At 36.3% G+C, this 1,721-nt stretch carries 2 protein-coding genes; both read right to left on the reverse strand.

Annotated features, from left to right (window positions below; genetic code table 11):
- Nucleotides 1-77: 77 nt before the first annotated feature.
- A complete protein-coding gene (locus tag CLCHR_RS24175) occupies nucleotides 78-956 on the reverse strand; it encodes an IS3 family transposase (RefSeq protein ID WP_139376292.1) in 879 nt (292 codons plus the stop codon).
- 20 nt (nucleotides 957-976) lie between these two features.
- Nucleotides 977-1,654 (reverse strand): helix-turn-helix domain-containing protein, encoded by a 678-nt coding sequence (locus tag CLCHR_RS24180; RefSeq protein WP_079442485.1) that lies wholly within the window; start codon nucleotides 1,652-1,654, stop codon nucleotides 977-979.
- Nucleotides 1,655-1,721 lie beyond the last annotated feature (67 nt).

The following is a 1,721-nucleotide window of genomic DNA, read 5'->3' on the forward strand; positions in this document are numbered from 1 at the left end:
TGAACTGCTTCCCGTCAAGTAGACAATTAAAAAAATAAAAAAATTTTCTGCCAGTGGGGCTAACCTGCTGGCAGTTTTTATGCTGCATGTAAATATATTTCATGCTTTTCCATCGGTGTTAATACACCAAGATTTCTCTGCAAGCGTATATTGTTGTAATAATCGATATATTCTTCAATCATCTTTACTAAAGACATCTTATCTGTAAATTGTTTTCCGTAGTATCGCTCTCTCTTGATAATTCCCCAAAAACCTTCCATCGGTCCGTTATCAATACATTTTCCAACTCTTGACATACTTTGTGTCATTCCTGCATCTGTAAGCTTTTGATGAAATACACGGTTGGTATATTGAAAACCCCTGTCACTATGAAAAAGGGGATGAGCCTTCGGTTCTTTCGCAATAGCATCATCTATAGTATCAAATACCAATGAGTTATTGTTAGTATCTCGAATAACATAAGATACGATTCGGCGATCATAAAGATCCAAAATAGCACTTAAGTAAACTTTACGCTTCTCACCATGAACATAATACTTGAATTCTGTTACATCAGTAAGCCATTTTTCATTCGGAGCGGAAGCACTGAATTCTCGATTTAAAAGGTTCTCCGCAATATATTGAGGATTCTTAGCCTGTCTAGTACAACCGTTATTCTTATATTTTATGGTAGATTGAATATCTAGTTTACGACAAATACGCAATACACGCTTATCATTCACTTTGATATCATGATAGCGTTCTAGGTCATCTCGAATTCGTCGATACCCTTTGTCTGGACTCTTCTCGTGAATCTTTTCAATCTTGTCAGCAATGAGCCTATTTTCACTTTCATTCAAGGTAACATCTCTTTTTAGCCACTTATAGTAACCAGCTCTTGAAACCTGACCAAGTTTGCATAAGGCTTGCACAGGATAATTATATTTTGCATTTTCTTCTTTGATTGCCTGATAAATATATTCATGGCGAACTCGGCTTAGCCTCGCCTCCTTTCTATCTCCTCGAGTTTTTTTAAGAAGGAAACCTCCATTTCAGCTCGTTCCTTTTCAGCACGTAAAATCTTGTTCTCTGCTCGCAATTTTTCCAATTCATTCATCTCAGCTTCGGGTTTACACTTCCCGCGCCTGTCTTGAAGGCCATCTATTCCAACCTTTTCATATTTCACAGTATAGCCTCTAGCCTGTTGATATGAAATCTGGTATTTTTCTGATGTCTCTTTATAATTATGTTCATGTGCAATGCAGTATTGTACAATTTCAACTCGTTCTTCAAATGTGGTTTTTCTTCCTTTGATCATGATCGTTTTCCCTCCTGCTCCATAAGCTTTCAGCTTCTCATGACCATTATACTTCAAAACCCATTTAGATATAGTATCATTTGATGGAATTTTGTATTTTACGGCTAATTCTTGCAATGAACCTTCTCCACAAATATAAGCATTAACAACCTTATGTTTAAAGGCTGAGCTATAGCATGCATTATGTCCAGTTCGGATAAATGCGCTTTCTCCGAAAGTCCGATATTTAGCAATCCACTTTCTAAAAGGTGCGCTGGTCACCCCATATTTCTTTGCAATAGAATCATAGCTACCTTTTCCATCTAAATATTCTTTTACTGCCTGAAGTTTTTCTTTAGGTAAGATATTTCTAGACATAAAATTACTCCCTTCTAAGTAAAACAGTTTTATTATTTCAACTGTCTACCTAGAAGGGAGCATATCA

This window comes from Clostridium chromiireducens, assembly GCF_002029255.1.
In the GTDB taxonomy this organism is placed as follows: domain Bacteria; phylum Bacillota; class Clostridia; order Clostridiales; family Clostridiaceae; genus Clostridium; species Clostridium chromiireducens.